Source organism: Natrialba asiatica DSM 12278 (assembly GCF_000337555.1).
Taxonomy (GTDB): domain Archaea; phylum Halobacteriota; class Halobacteria; order Halobacteriales; family Natrialbaceae; genus Natrialba; species Natrialba asiatica.
The window spans coordinates 138963-156306 of record NZ_AOIO01000003.1; the positions used below are offsets into that span (position 1 = coordinate 138963).

The following is a 17344-nucleotide window of genomic DNA, read 5'->3' on the forward strand; positions in this document are numbered from 1 at the left end:
GGCGATCATTGCAGGTTCCCGCCTCCACTCACTCGAAGGATCGTTCCCGTAACATAAGAGGCGGCATTGCTGCAGAGGAACAAAACCGCATCGGCGATGTCGTCCGGCTGACCGAGACGCCCGAGCGGGCGTTCGCGGCCCCACTCTTCGAGTACGTCACCGGTTGTCCGTTCGGGTTGCTCGGCTGCAACCTGGCTGGCCTCGTGTCGAAGCTGTCTCGAGTCGGTCACATCGGTCGAAACTGCGTTCATCCGGATCCCCTCTCGAGCGAGGTCGTGTGCCATCCGCCACGTGAGCCCGTTGACCGCAGTCTTCGAGACGCCGTACAGGCCACGGTTGCCGGTCCTCCGGTCGCCGGTTTGACTCGAGAGATTGACTATCGATCCCCGCATCCCCCGATCGGTCATGTGCTCGGCGACCAGCTTCGACGCGTAATACTGGGCACGGACGTTGACGTTCATCGTCGTCTCCCACTCTTCGAGCGACGCATCCACCATCGAGTCTTCGGCCGGCCAGACGGCGGCGTTATTGACCAGCGCATCGACCCTCCCGAACTCGTCGACCGCACGGTCGACCAACTGCTCGATCTCGTCACTCCGAGAGAGGTCCGCCGTCACGCCGAGAACCGACCCCTCGCCGACGTTGCTCAGTTCCGCTGCCGTCTCTTCGACGGCCGACTCCGTTCTCGAATTGACAACCACATCGGCTCCCGTATCGGCGAATGCCTTCGCGATTCCGTACCCGATACCGGTCGTCGATCCGGTGACGATGACGGTTTCACCGCCGAACTCGTACACTGTGTGTCCAACCATACACCCGTTGGTACGACAATGAGCCGTATATACTTACGCGCGAAACAGTCGTGGAGAACGATATCGAGTCCTGTCGAACCGATTTCGCGTCTCGAAGCAGGCTGGATCGCTATCAAGTGGTCGTCCACGTTTCCGCATTCGAACCAAGATTTTTATACGAGAACAAGGTTTAGTGAGATAATGTCACCCAAAGCGAAGAACCCCATTAAATCGACGAAGACATCGTTCAGAATACTCGAAGCACTGATGGAACTCGACGGCGCGGGTGTGACAGCGGTCGCCGACCACGTCGGGCTCCCGAAGAGCAACGTACACAACTATCTCAGCACGCTCGAAGAGGAAGAATACGTGGTAAAACAGGGAACGACGTTCCACGTCGGCATTCGGTTCCTCGAACTCGGCGCGTACTCCCGAAACCGGCGCGATTTGTACGAAATCGCGCGCCCCGAGATGGACAAAGTCGCCGAGGAAGACGGTGAACTCGTTAACCTCCTCGTCGAAGAACACGGACGCGGAACCTACATCTACCGGGTCGCCGGTGACGAGGCGGTCCAAGTAGACGCTCAGGTTGGTACTCGCGTGCACCTCCACTGTACGGCCCTCGGAAAGGCGATTCTAGCGCATCTCCCGCGGGAGCGCGTCGACGAAATCATCGCTCGGCATGGCCTCCCGGAAGTAACCACCAATACGATCACAGACCGGGAGAAGCTACACGAAGCATTGACTACCATTCGAGAACGAGGGATCGCGTTCGACCGAGAAGAACGCGTCGAGGGGCTTCGCTGTGCAGCGGCACCGATCTGCAGCAATACGGGTCGCGTTCTCGGTGCACTCTCCATTTCGGGGCCAACGACGCGAATCCAAGACGATCGGCTCGAGGAGGAGATCCCCTCGCTACTCGAACGAGCGACCAACGTGATTGAACTCAATATCACGTATTCGTAATCCGACTGAAACGCCTAGCTATATACCGTCTCAACGATTCTTTTTACCAAACTCACCGTTCGAGTTCAGCGTCGTCGATCGGACAAGCACGATGCACGGTAACCGCGCCGATTGACCGTAATCACGGATACGCAAGCAGTTCCGTTCGAGAGGTGATAGGCCCGTCCGTGAAACGGGCCACTGGAACGTTGCGTTACGGATCTCGTTCATCGCTCATCTACCGGGCACCGTCTGGTTCTGAATCGCCTCGACTGGCGTGTTTCCAGTGAGGGCTTGATACGGTCTGTGATGGACGTAGTAATGTGCGATCTGTTCAAGTTAGTTGCGGACGCTCACCCGACTGCCCGCCTACGAGTTATGAAAGCGGTCAACGCGCATTTTGAGGGTGTGAACCAGCTTCCGATGCGTTTTTCGGTTGGAGTAGTTGACCCGACCGTGCAGCCCGAAGCGAGAAAGGGCAGTCCGATAGGCAGATTGATCAACGAGAAACGAAGCGCCCGAGAGATCGTGTTTCTCGCGGACCTACGTAGAAACGTAGCCACCGTATCAGTTCCGGATCGACCAACCAACGCGACATCGAGAATCATCGCTATCCCGGCCTCTATTGTGTGTAACAAACAACACTACTCGCCGTTGATTTTGGTGGCGGTTACGTCAACTGCGACCCGCGTCGGCTTCGCCGTCCGCAGAGCGCTCCGCGTTCTGCTGCGGGTCGAATCTTCGGTTCGCCGACCGTTGGAGCGCTTTGCGCTCCAAGAGGCCACACGAGAGCGTTGCTCTCGTGGACGACGGCGGGTCTGGGACGCTATCAGCTACCGATGTGTCCAGTTACAGACCGTTCCGTGAGAGCGTTCTACGCCTCGTTCAGCGAAAATCGTTGTTGTCACTCAAACAGCCAGTCGCGTGGAGACGGACGGTAAATGCCCTGAGGGGCGTCCTCAGAACCCTGTGGATTCTGATGTGCTGCAGGAGAACGGAACTCTCCTGAACGTCGCCGTCCGCCCGTCCTCTCACGATTCTCTCCATTCGCGTCGGAGTTCTCGCCGAGTAGGTCTGCGAGCAGTAGTCCAACTCAACTCAACGATCTGTTCGTTCCTCAAACTAGCTCAACTAGACAGCGCCGAAGATTATAACACATACCGTTCCCGGTCTGTTATCCATATTCAGTTAACTTTGAACCCTAGTTAAAGTCCCCAGAGGTATTTGTAACCACTCCAGGTTATCATATACAGTAGTAGTCATATATCTTTATGTGCTGGGCGTTGATCGTTCGCATGGAATGTCGACCGAATCTCAGCCAACCAGCGATCGAAGAGGCAACATCGAACAACGCCACCAGGAGACCGCAGCAAATGTCGTTCCACCGAATTTGAAGCTCTACATCGGTGGCGAATGGACAACGAGTTCGTCGGGAGAAACGTTCGAAACGCGAGATCCAACGACCGGCGACTCGCTCGCGACTATCCAAGCGGGGAATCACGAGGATATCGATCGGGCGGTGGAGGCGGCGTGGACCGCCTACGACGAAACGTGGTCGGACTACTCAGCAGCGGACCGGCAGCGTGTTCTCGAGGAAATCGCGGACCGAGTCGAGCAACAGAACGAGGAGTTTGCCCTGCTCGAAACGCTCGACAACGGGAAGCCGATCAGCGAGTCCAGAGTCGATATGGAGTTAGTCGCCGATCACTTCCGCTATTTCGCCGGCGCGGTCCGTGTCAACGGCGGTGAGACGATCCCAAGTGGCGGTGATAGCCAGCACGTCCAAACGATCGCTGAACCGTACGGCGTCGTCGGCCAAATTATACCGTGGAACTTCCCGCTGTTGATGGCCGCTTGGAAGCTCGGTCCAGCACTCGCCGCAGGAAACTGTTCCGTGCTCAAGCCGGCCGAAGAGACACCGTTGACAATTCTCAAGCTCATGGGTGAAGTCGATGACGTGCTCCCCGACGGGGTCGTAAACGTCGTTACCGGATTCGGTCCCGAGGCTGGCGAACCGCTGGCTACGCATCCGGATATTCGGAAGCTCGCGTTCACCGGATCGACCGAAATCGGCAAGCAAGTGATGGCACAGGCTGCCGAGAACGTCCACGACGTCACACTCGAACTCGGCGGGAAGAGCCCGTTGATCATCTATCCCGATGCGGACCTCGACAAGGCGGTCAGCACGACGATAACGGCCATCTTCTACAATACGGGTGAGTGCTGTTCCGCGGGTTCGCGGCTGTTCATCCACAGCGATATCAAAGACGAGTTCCTCGACGCCTTGGCGTCCACCGCGGAGGATCTCGTCATCGACGATCCGCTCCTCGAAGAGACGACCCTGGGACCGAAAGTGACCGAAGAACAAGCCCAAAACACGCTCGAGTATATCCAAGAAGCGCGTGACGCTGGTGCCGATTTCATCACCGGTGGAGACGTGCCGGACGACGAAGCACTCGAAGAGGGAAGCTTCGTTTCGCCGACGCTGATCGACAACATCGACCACGACAACCGTGCCGTCCAGGAGGAAATCTTCGGTCCAGTCCAAGAAGTCTTCGAGTGGACCGACTACGAGAAGATGATCGAACTGGCGAACGACGTCGACTACGGACTCGCAGCGGGCATCCTCACTAACGACCTGACGAAAGCCTATCAGACGGCAAAAGACATCGAAGCCGGGACGGTATGGGTGAACCAGTACAACTCTTTCCCAGCCGGGCAACCCTTCGGCGGCTACAAGGAGTCCGGTATCGGTCGTGAGATCGGATACGAAGCGCTCGCCGACCACTATACACAGACGAAAACCATCAACGTCGCGTTGGAGTAGGCGATGAGTGAGCCGGTCTCGATCCCGTTTCCCGAATGGGATGGCGAGCGCGTCCGCCATCTTACCGTCGCACCTAACGGCGGTGTTTACGTCGTCCCGTCGGGAGCCCACGAGCGCTTGCATCAAATCGTCGTTGGGAACTCGGCTATCGGAGCGCAGTTCGACGGGCCGACCGGAACGAAGGTCGAACTCGCGCTTGCGGGCTGGGTACAACTCCAGAGCGATCAGCTGACTGATCGAGTCAACGTTGACGCCCCCGACGGATTCGATGGGACTGAACTCGTCCGGACGTTCGCTCAAATGCACGAGGCCGGATCGATCGCCGTCGCACTCCATCCGTCGGGGGAGGTACGTACGTGCACGATCCCCGAATTATCTCTTCCCGGTAACGGAGATCGCGTGCCGGTGTCAGTGGGAGGCGAGAACGCAGCAACAGAGGAGTGACAAGGATCGAACCGAGCCGAAAACAAGTACCACCGGCAGTTCGACCAAGTGAAGGCGAATGCTCGCACGAACAGGGTACTTGCGTCGGATTTTTACACACCCACAGCCGGTGGATCAGTACGAGCGTGCTACCGCTGATAAAAATTTGCCCGAATCCGGGAACGGCTGTCCTACTGGCGATCGTTTCGGGACGAACTGTGCGGTGTTCCCGCCAGCGATGACGGAGCGACAGTCTGCAGTGTCTTGAGCACCATCGGTTCGGCGCAGCAGCCGCGAGCTTCGTCGATAGAGTAATACCAACAGTTATATTATTAGATGGTATTATTACTCTAGTGAGTACAATGACGAATACCACAGATCGAATCCACACGACTCATATCGGTAGTCTCCCGCGACCGCCAGAACTGCTAGAACTGCTTAAAGCCCACCAGAACGGGGAAGACGTCGACGAAGGCGAGTGGACCACAACCGTCGCAGACGCCACGAATGCTGTCCTCGAACGACAGGCCGAGGTCGGCCTCGATGTCGTCAATAACGGCGAACAGTCGCGAGTCTCGTTCAACTGGTACGTCGCGGACCGACTCAGTGGCATTGGCGGCACGCGCGAGCAGGATCTCTGGGCCGACCTTCAAGCGTTTCCGGAGTACGCCGAGGAGACGTTCGAGACGGATATCATCGACCTCGCGATGCAGCCTGTTGTCACCGGTCCCGTCGAGTATACCGGCCACGAGGAGGCCGAAGCTGAACTCGGCGGATTCCGCGACGCGATCGAAGCCGTTGACACCGACTTCGAGGGAACGTTCGTAACCTCGGCATCGCCGAGCGTCGTCGCAACCACGCACGTCGACGAGTATTACGACTCGTACGAGGAGTTCCTCTTTGCCGTCGCGGACGCGATGCAAGAGGAGTACGAACTGATTGCCGAGACCGGAATGACCCTTCAGCTCGACGCACCCGAACTGCTCACCATCGGCCAAACGGCGGCCTATGCGGACGAATCTCGTGGAGAAATCAGGGACGCTACTCGCCTTCACGTCGAAGCGCTCAACGAGGCGTTGAAGAACGTCCCTGCCGAGCAGGTTCGCCTTCACACCTGCTGGGGAAGCTACGAGGGCCCACACCATCTCGATACGGACCTCGCTGACCTCCTTCCAGAAATCTACGATGCCGATATCACGGGATTAAGTATCGAACAGGCAAACCCCCGCCACCAGCACGAGTACCGCGCGTTTTCGGAACACCCGCTTCCGGACGGCTGGACGTTACTACCTGGTGTTGTCGATGTGAAGACGAACATCATCGACCACCCGGAGACGATCGCAGACCGCCTCGAACGCGTCGCCGATGCGGTCGACGACGGGACGCCGCTTGTCGCCGCGCCCGATTGCGGCTTTGGAACGCAGGCCGGCCTCGGCATGGTCCACCCCGAAATCGCGTGGGCGAAACTCGAGGCCCTCGTCGAAGGTGCGGAGATCGCAACCGAACGTATTTACTGATGAGTATCTATATCAGATAACATATGATATTCGTGATAGTTCAAATTGTATATAATACTACATGAAATGAGATGTGTTCGGCTTTACTCGCATTCCTTGAGGGATACCGTTCTTGGCCGTTCACTTCGTCGATAGTCACTGAATCAGTGGAAGGCGTCCATAGTGGGAGTTTCGGCTACAGATTACCCACCCGCGATGCGAGTTCAGTTGGACGTCGGGGACGGTAGAACGAGTTACTCGTACTTATCGTATTTTCCCTCGCAAACGAAAGTAGGATCTGAAATGCCAGATCACAAAGATACTAGACGGAAAGATAATCGTGATCGATACCGTCGGACAGACGAACCGATCGAAAATCGATGACGACATCGAACGACGATCTCGAGATCGACGATATCTGGGGGAAACCAGGGCCGGCCGTGGGCAACTATGGTGCGTTCTTGAAGCGGTCACGGTCGCCGCTTCGGGCGAACTGTCAGAACGCTTTTCCTGTGTTACGCTGTACGTGTCCGTAATACGTATCGATCGACAATGGACGACTCTCTTGACCTGCCACTAAGTGACGAACTGATCGATCAACTTCGAAGTAGTAGCCGAGAGCAGACCTGTGAACGACTCGAGGGGTATCGCGAGGCAAACGCCGACGTACAGAAAGAACTCGTTCGAGCGTTGCAATCGATCGCAGTCGAGCAGCCGGCCGTACTCGCGCCGTTCGTTCCCGAACTGCTCCCGTTTCTCACCGCCGAAGAACGATCGGTTCGACTGACGACCGCGAAGCTGTTCGTTTCCCTATCGAAGACGAGACCCGACGCGATGGTCGATACCGTCGACGCGATAGCTGCCCGACTCGCCGACAAGTCGGAGTTCTACTACGTCCGGGCGCGCTTGGCCGAGACGCTTGGGTACGTCGCAGTCGAGTATCCCGAGAAAGCCACGACACCCGACCTGCTCGCGGATCTCCGGACCGGCCTCTCGTTCGACGAACCGGAAGTGAAAGAAAAACTGGCGAAAGCACTCGCCTACGTCGCATTCGGCAACCCTCGTCGATTGCGCCACTGGATCTCGGATCTCGCGGCCCATCTCGACGCCGAGAACGAACTCGTCCGCTATTACCTTAGCACGGCGATTGTGGCAGTCGGCTGTGAGCAACCGGCCGCACTGTCTGACAGTGTCGGCGAACTCGGTTCCCGTCTCGACGACGAGTGTCCGTACGTCTGCGGACGTGCGGCCGAGGCACTCGGGTTGCTTGCGGGTGCTACTCCGGACACGTCGATAGTTCCCGAAAAACGGCTTGTCGCCGTCGGCTCGGCGAGTGACGAACCGTTTGTAACCGAACGCGTACGGTTTGCGCTTGCTCGTCTCGAGAGCGAGAGTTGGGTCGACTCCGATGACGAGATCGCCTCGCCCGAATCGATCCGCGATCGGGTGGACGAAATTGCCGACGCAATCGCGTCACCTGACGGCGAATGTACTCAGTGTGGCGGGTCGCTTCCAGAGCGTGGACCGCCGATGTGCCCGCGCTGCGGGACGCCGTACTGAGCCGAATATTTAGGTGGGCCAAAAACGAAGCAGTTATTATATTTTAGGTCAGCCTAAATAGTATGTCAAGCATCGGCGCGGCACGTGAGGGACTGACGCGGCGGGCGTACGGGATAGACGATGAAACAGTTGCAACCGGCGGGAACCCCGCCGACTGTATCGGCGGAACGGGAAGCGAGAAGGTCGGGTCGAGCGATTTCGGTGCCGTAACTGACGGGACAGAACTCTTCGACCGACGACGCGCATCGGCGAGCAGTAACGGGGAGTTCTAACGTGACGACCGGTAGTGATCCGGAGACGACGAGACAGTCGACGCGACGAGACGTCGTGAGATACGGCGGTGCAGTCGTTGGGGCCGGCGTCCTCGCCGGGTGCCTCAATAGCGGGCCGTCCGAATCGGAAGAGACGGGCGAGGGCGGCTATACCGTCGAAATATCGCCGGCGGGAGCGGTTACTTTCGACTCGCCGCCGGAAACCGTCTTCACGCGATTGACACACCACGCCGGAATGGCGTTCGCACTCGGGCGCGGTGATACCGTTAACGCGATGCACGCGCCAGAGTACTACGATGCACTGTGGAATCAATTCGTCGAGCGCCTTCCTGGTGTGTCGCTCGATTGGACGGGACTGTACTCCTCGTGGGAGCCCGACAAGGAGATGTTATACGAACTGAACAGTGATATTCATCTCGCTGATGTTGCGGGGATCACACAACTCAATAGCTGGACTCGTGACGACGTCGACGAGATTGCAACGAGCGTCGCGCCGTGGTTCGGAAATTCGCTTAGCGATCGTCATCGGGAACCGACCGGAGAGTGGGCGGACGGGTACCGGTATTACGGATTGTGGGAGCAGTTCGAAATCGTCGCCGAAGCTTTCCAGGAGCGAGAGCGGTATCGGGAACTGGCAACGATACGGAGGGGATTGTTCGACGCGATCGAGGCGGATCTCCCGTCGGATCAAGCCCGTCCGACCGTCGCGCTGATCGGACTGAGCGAAATCGAGAGTCCTTACGTCTACACTACCGATGCGCCGGGGTTTCTAACCGCACATCTGCGGCCGTTCGACCCGCTCGATGCGTTCGATGCGTCCATCGCCTCGGGCGACCGGGTGGATATGGAGGCGATGTTGGACGCTGACCCCGACGTGATCTTCGCGCTCGGCGGGATGGTCCCGGAGACGGATATGGCGACGTTACGAACCGAGCTGCGCGAGCACGCAGTCGGTCAAGAACTCGCTGCAGTCGAGAACGACCGCGTGTATGCACAGGGCGCACGCTACCAGGGGCCGATTCTGAATCTCTTTCAGATAGAGATGACCGCAAAACAGCTGTATCCCGACCGATTCGGATCCTGGCCGACCTATGAAGCGGGAGCGTATCCCGAGATTCCTGCGGACGAACAGCTATTTGATCGACAGCAGGTTGCGGCCATCATCACCGGTGATCCATGACCGGTCCGTGAAAACGGTCGAGTGTAATCGCGATCGTTAGTGGGACTCCCTGTTATAGCCGGTCTAAGTGAGTTCTGCAACGCACTCGATTACACATGTACCACTGTAAATGCCGATACTAGTCGTTCGACGAGTTCAGTGCGTGTAATTGTCGGGTGGTGGAGCGAGTCAGTTCGTGGCCGCTGTCGTTCGAGAGTGATGGCTTTCGTCACGAACTGGTCTCCTGAGGGAAAGTCGATTGGAAAGAGTCCGTCAAAATTTCCTAGAAGAACTCGGCGCGATCCCGTAGTATGCGATGGTTGCCGTGACTACTTCGGAGACTAGCTCCCGTGTAGCCGTACTCGTATACCATTGGAGAATCAAGAATATAATTAACGTACATTATAAATCTGGGCGTAAAACAACCGACACGGGGGCGATAAGATCGCCCGTCGAATTCGGGTCAGCAGAGCGAATGTCGAGAAAGGACCAGTAGTAAGAGCGATAGAGACGGGACGACAGCCGGTAGTTTCGGTGTTGGTTCGTCGGAACTCGTAGGCAACGCCTGCATCAGGGGAAGTCCCGGCGGTCCGACGGTGATAGGACGCTATTACCGGAGTGACGACCCATAAGTTTAGATAGGATGCGCTATCAGTGCGAAGTAACAGTGGCACGCCGTCGACTACAGTTCGTTCGCGGACAGCTCGCGTGGATGCTGGCAATCATCATCGTTCTGACGGCCGTTAGCCTGTTCTCGTACGAATTGTTCTTTGTCGGATCGCTACTCGGGCTTTTGCTCATCGTCGAACTGACTGCGCCGGTCACCGTCCGGCCCCGATGGAGGCGACGACTGACGTTGGTCGTTCTCGGCGGTTTCGTTGCCTTCATCCTCGCCGTAGGTCACCGGTTCGTCGAAGTTCTTCCGCCGGAGGTGATACCGTGGTGAGCGATGCTGAGCGATCGAAGTCCGAGCCATCGGTATTCGATCGGCGGTTCGAGTGGCCGACGCTCCTTGCATGGGCCCTCGGAGTCGCGGTAGTTGGCACGCTGCTGCTAGCCGCTGTGACATCGACGGCGGCGTTCGATCCGTTCAACCCCTCGTGGAACGGGACGACAGACCTCCGAAACCACCTCGAATCCGATCCCGACGTGGAAAGCGAATTGGTTCGTGACACGACCTCCTACGAGACGGCCGATCCGAACGAAACGGTTGCGATCGTCATCGCTCCTGACGAGCCGTACACCGGTGCGGACGCAAAGCGAGTTCGATCGTTCGTCGACGAAGGCGGAACGCTCGTCGTCTTCGAAAACGTCGGGGACGAGGGGAACACCCTGCTCGAAGCCGTCGACGCCGACGCTCGGGTCGACGGGCGACTGCTTCGCGACGAACAACACTATTATCGCGGCCCGAAGATGCCGATCGCGACCGGCGTCACAAACCATTCGATAACCGCCGACGTCGAGCAGTTGACGCTGAACCACGGAACGGCAGTGAATCCCGGATCAAACGAGACGACCGAACTCGTCACGACGAGCAATATCGCGTCTCTCGAGGGTGATGGTGGCGATACCGGAAACGGAACCCACATCGGAACGCATTCGGTTGCAACAACCGAATCCGTCGGAGACGGCCGCGTTATCGTCGTCGGCGATCCGAGCATTACGATCAACGCGATGCGCGAACGACCGGATAATTCCGCGTTCATCCGCGGGTTATACGAGGACGATGAGCGCGTTCTACTCGATATCTCTCACGTTGATGATCCGCCCGTGCTGGCGACGACGATAGAGAGGGTACGTGCGACGCCGCTCGCGCAGACGCTGTCCGGGACCATCGGTATCGTACTCATCGCCGCACTGGCTGGTCACCGCATAACGCCGCTCTGGCGGCGGCTCACGAGGCGGCAGTCCCACCGGTCCCGCCGTCGCGAACTCGAGGAAACGCTGACGGACGCCGGACGATTCTCTAAAGCGCAGCCAGACGATTCCCGACGGGAAAATCGACAGCACCGTTCGGACCGGATTCAGCGCGTGAGAGGTAACGATACCGATATCCATCCCCAGCGTGATACTCCGGCGTGGGACCGACGAGACGAGCGGACCGACGACGACTGAGCCGACACCCGATCGATACGCATCCAGATCAATGAGCGAGAACGAACCGATAGTCGACGACGCCAGTACGAACGCCTCCGCAACGATCTACGACGCATTGCAAACCGAGATCGACGACGTGCTCGTCGGCAATGACGACGCGATAGAACTACTCACGATCGCACTGCTAACGCGTGGTCACTTGCTTCTCGAGGGCGTTCCCGGGGTCGGGAAGACGACGCTCGCGAATAGCTTTGCGAAAGCGAGCGGACTCGAGTACAACCGCATCCAGATGACCCCCGACATCCTTCCTGCTGACATCACCGGGACGCAAATGTACCGCGAGCACGACGGTACGTTCGACCTGCAGCGCGGACCGGTGTTCGCAAACCTCGTCGTTGCGGATGAGATCAATCGTGCAACGCCGAAGACCCAAAGTGCCCTTCTCGAGGCGATGCAAGAACGTCGCGTTACGATCAGCGGAGACACCCTGGAGCTGCCGATACCGTTTATGGTGATCGCGACGCAGAACCCGCTCGAGATGGAGGGCGTCTTCGAACTACCGGAGGCGCAACTCGATCGCTTCCAGTTCAAACACCGAATCGACCTCCCCGACGAGGACGCTGAACGTGAACTCGTCGATCGCTTCGACGACAATCCGGCACTCGGTCCGGAAACGATCGATCGGGTCATGACGGACGAGCAGTTGCATCGTGCACGCGAGTATGCGTCGTCGGTTTACGTCGCCCCGCCGCTCAAGGAGTACCTGATTGATATCGTCACCGCTACACGAGAGCATCCAGATACGGTCCACGGCGCATCGCCACGAGCGACGCTCGTCTATCTCAACGGCATCAAAGCGAGCGCGGCGATCCACGGCCGCAATTACGCCATTCCGGACGACGTGAAAGCGCTCGCCGAACCAACCCTCGTCCACCGGCTCGTGCTCGCCACCGACGCCGAACTGAGCGACGTGTCGCCGGACGATGTTGTCACGGACGTTGTCGAATCAGTGGCTGTGCCGAGCACTGACATCCTCACGCCGGACGAACAATGATGGGACACTGTGGTAGGAATACGTCGGAGGCCGATCGAAACCGGTCAGTGCGTCTCCCACCGATACGTGAGAAGCCATTCCGCGCTCTTTTCACCAGGATCGATCTCGAGTTCAACTGGACGATCGAGGCCCTCGGCGAAGCCGATCGCGAAAAATGAGGCGATCGGGTGGTCGAATCGGTCGACATCGCCGAAAGCGTTCGATTCGATCGTAACAGTAGCACGCCCGTCATCGGGAGTAACAGACGTTTCCACGCGGTCTGCAAGTGCTAGTTGTTCGGCGACGCCGTCGCCGAGTTCGGTCGCAATTTGTGTCGCCGCTGTCGGCAGCGACCCGTTGAGCGCGCGCTCGAACTCCGTAAAGAGGCCCGATCCGGTCGGTTCGAGGATGAGGCCCCGTTCTGCGGCGTGCGTTACGATCGGGCCCGATCGGTCGTCCGGAAGGTCGGAGTCCGTTTGCTGGGGAACGAACAGGCGCGGCGGTCTCGAGTCGCTACTCGGGAGGTAGTGGTACTCCTCTCGGAGCCCGAGTTCATCGGCGAGTGCCAGTAGGTTCGTTGCACCCGTCGCGTAGACGCGCTCGCCGATGTCGGCGGGGATGAATCGACTGGGGGTGAGATAATACGTGAGGACGCCGCCGAACAGGCCAGTCGCGCCGAGGGCGAACAGGACCTGCCGCGCATCGGGGAGCCACAGACCGCCGCCGACGGCGACGACTCCGATAGCGGCGATCCAAAACGCCGTCCGTCGATACGTTGTTCGCCTCGTGCGGGCGTACTCGGCGCGGAGACGACGATTCTCTTCGGCCAACAGTTCGACGGTGTCGTTCGCTTCCGCGCGATTCGAATCGGATTGATCCTCACTGGGGGTTCGCTCTGTTGGTTGCGAGTCGCTGCGATCGATTCGGGGAGTCGTCTCTGTACTCATGGTTCAGACTGGCTTTCCGGGGGAGAGTCGGGACGAGTTGGCGCTTCGCTGGGATCCGTCCCGAACTCGGTCGCATTTTGTCCACCCGCCTCTCGAACGACGACGAGTTCGTATCGGTGAAGAATGTACCCGCAGCAGGCGAGCACGGCGATCACTGCGCCCGTCGCGATCCAGAGAGGTTGTTCCAGCGGGAGCCACACGGTCCACGCCGTGGCGCCGAGTACGGCGATACCGCCGATCACGGCGGCGGCGTGTCGAACTCGATTTCCGGACGCGGTTCGCGGAACGGCCACCAGCAGGAGGAAGACGAACGCTGCTTCGATAACGACGAGCGATCGGGAGTGGGAGTCGATGCCGGCGGGAGCGAGGGCGAGGAGCGCGACGTGTCCGAGTGCGATGGCGTACGGCGTTCCGGCGGCGTACCAGACGGCTGCCGTTGCGAGCGCGCCGATCGTCCCTCGGAACCCGGCGAGAGCGGTAAACGCGACGACGAGTACGCCGAGCGAGAGCACGACGGCAGCGCGCGCATCGGGTTCGATCGTTTCGACTGCCGTCGGCTCGAGTGTAGCGTCTCCGTGGGCGGCCGTCTCGTCGGTCTCGTCCGCACCAGTCGGTTCGAGGCGTCCGGTCATTGGCGATCACCGTGGCGGCCGGCTTCGAGGACGGTCGAGAGCCGGTCACGCGGGCCGACTTCGAGCGCACGCACGCGATCCATGCCGGCGAGTTCGCGACGGAGCGTTTCGAACTCGAGATACCGGTTGCGCATCCGCGCTCGGTCGTCGCCGGCTCGCGGGTCATAGAGTACTGTCGGTGCGAGAAAAATCGTCACAGCGGCACCGTTTTGCCTGGCGAGCGAAACCGTTTCCCGAAGTTCAGCCGGATTCGAATCATCGGTGAAGATGGCCATCCAGACGGCTCCGGAATTCGATGCGAGGGCCGTTCGGACGGAATTGAAGAGCGGTTGCTCGCGGATTCGCCACCGGTAGGGCTGCTGATCGGCGTAGAAGGGGCGGAGCGTTCGGGCGAACGGGTCGGATGGAGTCTCGAACTCGTCGAGATCGCTGGCTGACCGTCGAACCGTCCGTAACGTCGGGGATTCGTGTGGCGACTGCATTACAGCGGCGTCCGGCCGGGACACACGAATGGTCTCGGGGTGTTCGGTATCAATCGAAGAGGGCTCTAGTTCGAGCAGTTCGCGGCGAATCGCCGTGTACGAGTCGAGCGCAGTCGCCGGCTCGAGATACGTTGTCGTGCCGTGATCGCCGATGCCGAGCAGTCCGATCGGATCGGTGAGATCGTGTGCGTTCCGTGCTGTCGCGAGCATAACGTTGCGGAGGTAGTCGAGTTTCGTTTCGTTCGGCGGACCGGTCGCCAGCGACGCTCGGTGGTCGACCACCAACAACGTTCGCTGGTCGGTGTCCGTCTCGTGTTCGCGAACGTGAGGTGTTCCGAGCCGCGCGGTCGCCTTCCAGTCGATCCGTCTGGTCGCATCGCCGGGCGTGTACTCCCGTATTTCGGCGAGTTCGATACCGCTCCCGTGCTGTTCCGAGTTGTGCTCTCCGTACGCGCTCGCAAGGTGGGTGCCGCCCTCGCCGACGTGAACCCGTCGCGGTCCGCCCGGTTCGACGGTGACCGTCGGTCGATCACCTGCGGGAAACGTTGCGACGAAGAGCCCGTCGGTCGCGGTTAGTTGTGGCGCGGAAAACTGCTGGCGGCCTGCAACGGGCCAGGTAACCGAGGCCGTTTGCTCGCTACTCGTCGTCCCGGGCGTGACCGCCACGTGGAGGGAATCGCCCGTTGTCGCCACCGGAAGCCCCGCCTCTATTCCGAGGTGGAGCGGTACCGGTTCCGCGAGCGTTACAGCGAGTGTCACCGCCATCGAAGAATCCGTTCGAACGGACGAGCGTGCCGGCGATTGGGTCACAGACATTGTCCGTGTCGTCCGCTCAAGAGCGGCGAGGAACGAATACTGGGCCGCGAGAATCCACGTCCCGATCAGAACCGAACCCGAAAGCAGTACCGGCCGTTCGAGGATCGCCGCTAGTGCGGCGAGGAACCCCGACAGGGCGAGTGCTGCCCAGAACCGGCGTGTTACGCGCATATCGTACGGTTACGATCCACCGCTGATGATGTTGAAGATTCCGGTCATTTACGGCTGGTGCAGCGGAGCACAATGTTGGACGGGACTAGCGAGGTCACGCCGACCGACGGATCGACGAGGGCCGGACGGCATCGAGCGCCGTGCAGACTTACTCTCGTCCAGTTGGTCGGTCGTCTCGCGCCTGTCGGGGCGTTCATCACTCCTCGTCGCGCACATCATGAAGCCGGTCCCAGATTTCGACGCAGCCGGCACCGTCCGGAATCGTATCGGGTAACCATCCCTCTTGTTCTTCGCGCTGTTCGTCTGTCTCTTGGTCGTCGTCGGAGACGCAACGATCGTCCATTCGAAACCACATGGGGACACCATTGGTGATAAAGTTCACGTTTTAGCGGGGGTGATCACCTCGTTATGCTCTAGAAACGGCGAATAAATTCGAAGTAACTCACGCGTGCAAACCTGTTAATCGGGCCTACCAGGGGTACATTTTTCTTGGTGTCCGAATCAGTGTTGGACCACAGCATGGGAATCCTATTGACTGGAGCGGACGGTTATATCGGATGGCCGACCGCCGTCCGGCTGGCGTCCCGAACGAATGAACGACTCATCCTCGTTGACAACTTCGCTCGCCGAGACTGGGTCAAGAGCGTTGGGGCAACGAGCGCGACGCCGGTCGAACCGATGAGCGACCGACTCGCGGCGCTTCGCGACGAACTCGGCCGCTCGAAACGTCTCGTTCGTCGAAGGGGACCTCACGGAGAGTTCGTTCGTCGATCGACTCATCCGGATCCACGAACCGGAGACGATCGTCCACACTGCGGCCCAGCCGTCAGCGCCGTACTCGCAGGTGAGTCGCGAACAGGCGAATGATACCCAACACAACAATCTGCAAGCGACGCGGAACCTATTATGGTCGCTCGAGGAACACGGGCTCCAGGATACGCACTTCATCGAGACGACGACGACCGGGGTGTACGGAGCGCCCGAGTTCCCCATCCCCGAGGGTGGGGCAACGATGGAACACGGCGGCGAGCGCGACGAGGTTCCCTTCCCCGCGATGGCAGGGTCGTGGTACCATCTGACGAAGGCTCACGACGCGGCGAACATGCGGTTGGCACACGAGCAGTTCGACATTCCCGTCTCGGACGTTCGAACCGCGATCACGTACGGCGTCGAAACGACGGAAACGGCCGCCGATCCGCGCTTGGCGACGCGGTTCGACTTCGACTACTACTTCGGCGTCGTCGCCCATCGCTTCTGTGCGCAGGCCGTCGCGGGCTATCCGCTAACCGTCTACGGACGCGGCGAACAGCGCAAACCGTTCATCGCGCTCGAAGACGCCGTCGAGGGGCTCGCTCGGCTCGCACTCGCCGATCCGGCCGAACGGCCCGCCGATCACACGGTCTACAATCAGGTGACGCGCGCCATTAGCATCGTCGAGATGGCCGAAACGATCGCCGGCGTCGGCGCTGAACTGGGACTAGACATCGCCGTCGAACACGTTGAGAACCCTCGTTCGGAGGACGAAACGCACAAGATGGAGATCGAAAACGACCGATACGGGGCACTGATCGACGGGCAGTCGACGACGTTCGAAACGGGAGTTCGATCGATACTCGAGCGGCTGGTGGAGCACGACGAGGTCATCACGGCGAACGAAGATCGGTTCCTCCCGAGCGTCCTGAGCGAGGGCTGA

At 59.6% G+C, this 17344-nt stretch carries 15 protein-coding genes and 3 pseudogenes; 11 read left to right on the forward strand and 7 right to left on the reverse strand.

Features of this window, described 5'->3' with window-relative positions:
• Positions 1-5: 5 nt before the first annotated feature.
• Positions 6-812, reverse strand: coding sequence for an SDR family NAD(P)-dependent oxidoreductase (locus tag C481_RS00600; protein ID WP_049904276.1), 807 nt, complete (start codon positions 810-812; stop codon positions 6-8).
• A gap of 180 nt (positions 813-992) precedes the next feature.
• Here C481_RS00600 and C481_RS00605 point away from each other — a divergent pair, with 180 nt between their 5' ends.
• Complete coding sequence (locus C481_RS00605) at positions 993-1757, forward strand: IclR family transcriptional regulator (protein ID WP_049904278.1); 765 nt, start codon at positions 993-995, stop codon at positions 1755-1757.
• Between the two features lie 213 nt (positions 1758-1970).
• Here C481_RS00605 and C481_RS23135 read toward each other — a convergent pair.
• Together C481_RS23135 and C481_RS21510 are read right to left on the reverse strand one after the other, a co-directional pair.
• Positions 1971-2440, reverse strand: a pseudogene (locus tag C481_RS23135) (IS6 family transposase); the annotation flags it as partial.
• A gap of 106 nt (positions 2441-2546) precedes the next feature.
• Positions 2547-2693 (reverse strand): annotated as a pseudogene (locus C481_RS21510) (IS6 family transposase); the annotation flags it as partial.
• A gap of 343 nt (positions 2694-3036) precedes the next feature.
• On the opposite strand from C481_RS21510, the gene C481_RS00610 reads away from it, so the two are divergent.
• The 9 genes from C481_RS00610 (at position 3037) to C481_RS00650 (ending at position 12624) form a co-directional block, all read left to right on the forward strand.
• On the forward strand, positions 3037-4563 hold the full coding sequence (locus tag C481_RS00610) for an aldehyde dehydrogenase family protein (protein WP_006106801.1): 1527 nt from the start codon (positions 3037-3039) through the stop codon (positions 4561-4563).
• Positions 4564-4566: 3 nt separating this feature from the next.
• Positions 4567-5007: an NHL repeat-containing protein gene (locus C481_RS00615; protein ID WP_006106802.1), complete on the forward strand. Its 441-nt coding sequence runs from the start codon at positions 4567-4569 to the stop codon at positions 5005-5007.
• A gap of 341 nt (positions 5008-5348) precedes the next feature.
• Positions 5349-6503 carry a cobalamin-independent methionine synthase II family protein gene (locus C481_RS00620; RefSeq protein WP_006106803.1) on the forward strand — a complete coding sequence of 385 codons (1155 nt, stop codon included), beginning with the start codon at positions 5349-5351 and terminating at the stop codon, positions 6501-6503.
• 531 nt (positions 6504-7034) lie between these two features.
• Positions 7035-8042, forward strand: a complete 1008-nt coding sequence (locus C481_RS00625) for a HEAT repeat domain-containing protein (RefSeq protein ID WP_006106804.1) — start codon at positions 7035-7037, stop codon at positions 8040-8042.
• 62 nt (positions 8043-8104) lie between these two features.
• Complete coding sequence (locus C481_RS00630) at positions 8105-8314, forward strand: hypothetical protein (protein ID WP_006106805.1); 210 nt, start codon at positions 8105-8107, stop codon at positions 8312-8314.
• 1 nt (position 8315) lies between these two features.
• Complete coding sequence (locus tag C481_RS00635) at positions 8316-9494, forward strand: ABC transporter substrate-binding protein (RefSeq protein ID WP_006106806.1); 1179 nt, start codon at positions 8316-8318, stop codon at positions 9492-9494.
• A gap of 622 nt (positions 9495-10116) precedes the next feature.
• On the forward strand, positions 10117-10419 hold the full coding sequence (locus C481_RS22495; protein WP_006106807.1) for a hypothetical protein: 303 nt from the start codon (positions 10117-10119) through the stop codon (positions 10417-10419).
• Positions 10416-11588, forward strand: coding sequence for a DUF4350 domain-containing protein (locus C481_RS00645; protein WP_006106808.1), 1173 nt, complete (start codon positions 10416-10418; stop codon positions 11586-11588). Before C481_RS22495 ends, C481_RS00645 begins: the two co-directional genes overlap by 4 nt.
• A 31-nt stretch (positions 11589-11619) precedes the next feature.
• Positions 11620-12624 (forward strand): AAA family ATPase, encoded by a 1005-nt coding sequence (locus C481_RS00650; protein WP_006106809.1) that lies wholly within the window; start codon positions 11620-11622, stop codon positions 12622-12624.
• Between the two features lie 44 nt (positions 12625-12668).
• On the opposite strand, the gene C481_RS00655 is transcribed toward C481_RS00650, so the two are convergent.
• From C481_RS00655 to C481_RS22030, 4 genes are all read right to left on the reverse strand, one after another.
• Complete coding sequence (locus tag C481_RS00655; protein ID WP_006106810.1) at positions 12669-13550, reverse strand: hypothetical protein; 882 nt, start codon at positions 13548-13550, stop codon at positions 12669-12671.
• Positions 13547-14182, reverse strand: a complete 636-nt coding sequence (locus C481_RS00660) for a hypothetical protein (protein ID WP_006106811.1) — start codon at positions 14180-14182, stop codon at positions 13547-13549. The genes C481_RS00655 and C481_RS00660 overlap by 4 nt, the downstream gene beginning before the upstream one ends.
• Positions 14179-15651: a DUF58 domain-containing protein gene (locus tag C481_RS00665; RefSeq protein ID WP_006106812.1), complete on the reverse strand. Its 1473-nt coding sequence runs from the start codon at positions 15649-15651 to the stop codon at positions 14179-14181. Before C481_RS00665 ends, C481_RS00660 begins: the two co-directional genes overlap by 4 nt.
• A 196-nt stretch (positions 15652-15847) precedes the next feature.
• A complete protein-coding gene (locus C481_RS22030) occupies positions 15848-15994 on the reverse strand; it encodes a hypothetical protein (RefSeq protein WP_169331449.1) in 147 nt (48 codons plus the stop codon).
• Between the two features lie 176 nt (positions 15995-16170).
• Here C481_RS22030 and C481_RS00670 point away from each other — a divergent pair.
• A pseudogene (locus C481_RS00670) lies at positions 16171-17344 on the forward strand (NAD-dependent epimerase/dehydratase family protein).